Genomic DNA, 3,997 nt, shown 5'->3' with positions numbered 1-3,997 from the left:
TATATAGTGATTTTTTAGCATACATTTTTTACTTAAATACCCCTTTGCATTATATGATCGATAGTAAACGTGGTTAACTAATCGATTTCTAATTGAAGTTTAATATATTAATTGCTTAATAAATCAATTGAAAACATATAGCTCCTATGATTCCTCCTATGGTACTACCAATTATGGGAATCCATGCGTATCCCCAATCCGAAGAGCCTTTATTACATATTGGTAAGATTTGATGTGCTAGTCTTGGGCCAAAATCTCGAGCTGGATTTAAAGCAAATCCAGTTGTTCCACCAAGAGATAAACCTATAGATACTATTAACGCTCCTATTATTATTGGAAGTAGTCCATCTGTAACTTTATTATGACTCATAGCTAAAATTGAAAATACAAATACTGCAGTGCCAATAATTTCACTTAACAAATTGGACGGCCAACTTTTTATTGCAGGGCTTGTAGAAAACACCGACAATATAATTTCTTGATTTTTAGTTTCTTTCCAATGCGGAAAATACTGGAGCCAGACAAATATTGAACCTAAAAAAGCCCCCATCAACTGTGCACCAATATAGGAAGGAACTTCACTCCAAGGAAATAACCCTATACAAGCAAAAGCAATTGTAACTGCAGGATTCAAATGTGCTCCACTTATGTTATCTACTATATATATAGCAAATGTAACTGCTAATCCCCAGCCAAGAGTAATTGCAATCCATCCGGAATTTTGTGCTTTGGATTTTTTTAGTAAAGTACCTGCTACAACGCCGTTTCCTAATAAAATAAGAACTAAGGTTCCAATTAATTCCCCCATAAATGGAGACATATTTATGACCCCCTTTTGTTATTTCAAATACCATTGTATAAACACAAGGGCATCATCAGCATCTTCCCCATCAAGAATTACATGTATTTCCGCTCCTCTTTTTACTGCTAAACCGATTAATTGAAGAGTGCTTTTTGCATTAACTTTTTTATCTTTAAATATAAACTTAACCGAACAATCATAATCCCTTAAGCCATCTACAATTTCACTTGCTGATTTTGCATGAATTCCATCCTTACGAGTTACAATCAATTTTCTTTCGATTCTCATAAGATTAGCTCCTTTTATATTTTTATAATGGTTTTCGCTTCAAGTACAGCCTTAAATCTTAAAGATTTCTTCTAAAGTTTTGCCAATCCCTAATTCAACAAGTGCTACGTAGGACCCTCTATTAATAGTGAATCTGCTATTTTGATTTAATCACTCTTAATTAGAGCGCCTACCAAATTTAGGAATACAATTACAACTCGTTCATTATAAATAACCTCTTGAATTTATCTGACGCTTCTACCTACTTATCGTTATCTACTACTCCTGCAGAAACTTTAAAAACATTGGAACTTAATCGGGCGAGTAAAGCTTTTAACTCTCTTAACTAGTAGATAAACATGAGAAACTAAAGCAATTCCTGCATTAGTCATCACAATTGCTCCCTAAGTTCATTAACAATTTCTTTTTCACCTATAAGAGATAAACATAGAGTTTCAAAGATAATAAAAGATGAGACTGCTCCTGGATCTAAATGACCAATAGACCTTTCTCCTAGAAAAGAAGCACGTCCTTTTTTAGCTAATAATGGCTTAGTTTTTTCCATTTGTTCTCTTGCAAAAATGATAAGACCAATAGGTTTTATTTTTTCTCCATTTCTTTGGATATACTTCAAAACAGGATCCCAAACATCAAGCATTGTTTTATCTCCAATCTGAGTTTTTCCTCTTAGACAAATGCCATTTACAGATTCTTGAAAAGCAAGTCCTAATTCATTGATTGTAATTTTATTTTTCCCTTTTAAAACACTACCAGCCCTTAAAAATGCTGTTCCATATAAAGGACCTGATGCACCTCCAACCTTTGAAATAAGTATCATTCCAATATCATGAAATACATTTCCAATATCATCATAGGCTGTATATGATATCTTTTTTTCAACCTCTTTAAACCCTCTATTCATATTAATACCATGATCTCCATCACCTATGAATTGATCAAGTTGCGTTAGGTTTTTTTTTTGATACTCAAGTTGTTTTGCAGTAAGTTGCATCCAATTGATGATATGTCTTGGTGTAATATACATGTTGGCCCTCCTATTGTACACGCCAGTTAGTCGTATTTGCTGGATCATTAAGCAAAGCAGTTAATTGTTCATCTAGTTTTAATAAAGTAATAGAAAAACCGGCCATATCAATCGCTGTCATGTATTCCCCAACATATGTTTTACAGATATCGATACCAATTTTGTTTAATATTATGTTAATCATCTTATTTAAAATATATAATTCCATTAACGGCGTTCCACCTAAGCCGTTTACCATTACTGCAACTTTGTCACCAATCTTCAATTGCATATCACTTAAAATATGCTCTAAAAGGAGTTCAGCCATTTTATTAGCTGCTATCATACTAATACGATGAGTTCCAGGTTCACCGTGGATACCTATACCAACCTCTACTTCATTTTCATCAATTTTATAACCAACTGTACCAGCTCCAGGTATAGTACACGTTTTTAATGCCATGCCCATACTACGTATATTAGCAATTACTTTATTTGCAACATCTTCAACTTCTTTAAGCGATGCCCCTTTCTCAGCCATTGCTCCAGCTATTTTATGTACAAATATTGTTCCAGAAATTCCTCTTCTTCTCATAGTGTGTGAACTATTATCAATAGCAATATCATCATTAACAATGACTGTAGCAATCGGAATTCCCTGTGCTTCAGCCATTTCAGCAGCCATTTCAAAATTCATTATGTCTCCTGAGTAGTTTTTTACAATTAACAAAACCCCACTTCCAGTATCCACCTTTTGAATTGCTTTCAAAATCTGGTCTGGTGTAGGAGAAGTAAAAATTTCGCCAATTACAGCAGCATCAAGCATTCCTTTACCAACAAATCCAATATGCGCTGGTTCATGACCACTCCCGCCTCCGCTGACAATTGCCACTTTTCCTGGAAATGGACTATTAGCTCGAATAATTATATTTGTTTCAGCCATATTTTGTAGTTTATCAGAATGTGCAAACAACATTCCGTCAATCATATCCCTAACTACTTTTTCTGGATTATTAATAAATTTTTTCATGGCATCTATTCCTTTCCATTAGTCGCCGCTAGTACCCTAACATTTAATTTTATAATTTTATTCCCTCCTACAATTCCCTTTTATTATAAAAACCTATAATGATTTCACTTGGACATTTAGCTTTAAGCCTCCAATTTCATCTAAAAAGATTCTTCCAATGTTTGCTTGCTCAAATTTCCCTTTCCTCATGTGAAGTGCTCCAGTGAATACTCCTTTTTCATGCTCAAATAGCTCACTTTCAATTAAATTAGGGGGGATAGCCGCACAATTTACTAGAATAAACGACTTATCCTTTCTGAAAACAGCTTTATGGATACCTTTACCTATAAGTTCTTTTCCTGTTTCACTCTCTCCAGTAATAAGAATCGTAGAATCTAATTCTGCCACTTCATTCGCAACAAAGAGCGTCTTCATTAAAGTGTCACTATAAATAATAATGTCTGGAAAAGAGTTGTTTAGTTTTTTATATTTCGACAATTCACATTCTAAATACTTTATTCTTTTCTTTTCAAGAGTCAATTGGTCTAATAATGATTGTGTTTCATGAATAGATTCATCGTTAAAAGTATTCCGCTCAATTTTGCTATAAGTGTAGCTACGGCTCGAGCATGTGGACCATTTTTAGTATGAATATTAATTTCAATCCTTTGTATCATAAGAACCTATTTCATAATAATATGTGCATAAAAATACATAAAATTCAACCAGTGAATTTTATGTATTTTTATTTTCATTATTAAAACTCTAACTATTACATAATAAGATTTTTTATACAAAACCTGATAATATAGGTTTTTAATACTAATTTTCCCATTTCACCTTTCTTAAGAAATAGTATTTGATTTTTGATAATCATAACACTATCTTTTAATTC

The 3,997-nt window shown here is 32.9% G+C and carries 5 protein-coding genes; all 5 read right to left on the bottom strand.

Annotation, left to right across the window (positions count from 1 at the left end; genetic code table 11):
- Positions 1-115 precede the first annotated feature (115 nt).
- On the bottom strand, positions 116-820 hold the full coding sequence (locus ACQGS6_RS24090) for an MIP/aquaporin family protein (RefSeq protein WP_100618993.1): 705 nt from the start codon (positions 818-820) through the stop codon (positions 116-118).
- An 18-nt stretch (positions 821-838) separates the two neighbouring features.
- Positions 839-1,090, bottom strand: a complete 252-nt coding sequence (locus tag ACQGS6_RS24085) for an HPr family phosphocarrier protein (protein WP_086423712.1) — start codon at positions 1,088-1,090, stop codon at positions 839-841.
- A gap of 370 nt (positions 1,091-1,460) precedes the next feature.
- Positions 1,461-2,114 carry a dihydroxyacetone kinase subunit DhaL gene (gene dhaL, locus ACQGS6_RS24080; protein ID WP_025966275.1) on the bottom strand — a complete coding sequence of 218 codons (654 nt, stop codon included), beginning with the start codon at positions 2,112-2,114 and terminating at the stop codon, positions 1,461-1,463.
- Positions 2,115-2,124: 10 nt separating this feature from the next.
- The gene (dhaK, locus tag ACQGS6_RS24075) at positions 2,125-3,123 is read right to left on the bottom strand and encodes a dihydroxyacetone kinase subunit DhaK (RefSeq protein ID WP_000713539.1); all 999 of its coding nucleotides are present in this window, start codon (positions 3,121-3,123) and stop codon (positions 2,125-2,127) included.
- 93 nt (positions 3,124-3,216) lie between these two features.
- Positions 3,217-3,600, bottom strand: coding sequence for a sigma 54-interacting transcriptional regulator (locus ACQGS6_RS24070; RefSeq protein WP_025966274.1), 384 nt, complete (start codon positions 3,598-3,600; stop codon positions 3,217-3,219).
- Positions 3,601-3,997: the final 397 nt, after the last annotated feature.

Origin of the sequence: Bacillus sp. GMs2/2 (genome assembly GCF_050172095.1) — a bacterium.
Taxonomy (GTDB): Bacteria; Bacillota; Bacilli; order Bacillales; family Bacillaceae_G; genus Bacillus_A; species Bacillus_A cereus.
This window is presented reverse-complemented; position numbering and strand designations above follow the sequence as displayed.

Bases quoted from the DNA above. Each gene is read 5' to 3' on its own strand.
- ACQGS6_RS24090 (WP_100618993.1), bottom strand. From the start codon at position 820: ATGTCTCCATTTATGGGGGAATTAATTGGAACCTTAGTTCTTATTTTA.
- ACQGS6_RS24085 (WP_086423712.1), bottom strand. From the start codon at position 1,090: ATGAGAATCGAAAGAAAATTGATTGTAACTCGTAAGGATGGAATTCAT.
- dhaL (WP_025966275.1), bottom strand. From the start codon at position 2,114: ATGTATATTACACCAAGACATATCATCAATTGGATGCAACTTACTGCA.
- dhaK (WP_000713539.1), bottom strand. From the start codon at position 3,123: ATGAAAAAATTTATTAATAATCCAGAAAAAGTAGTTAGGGATATGATT.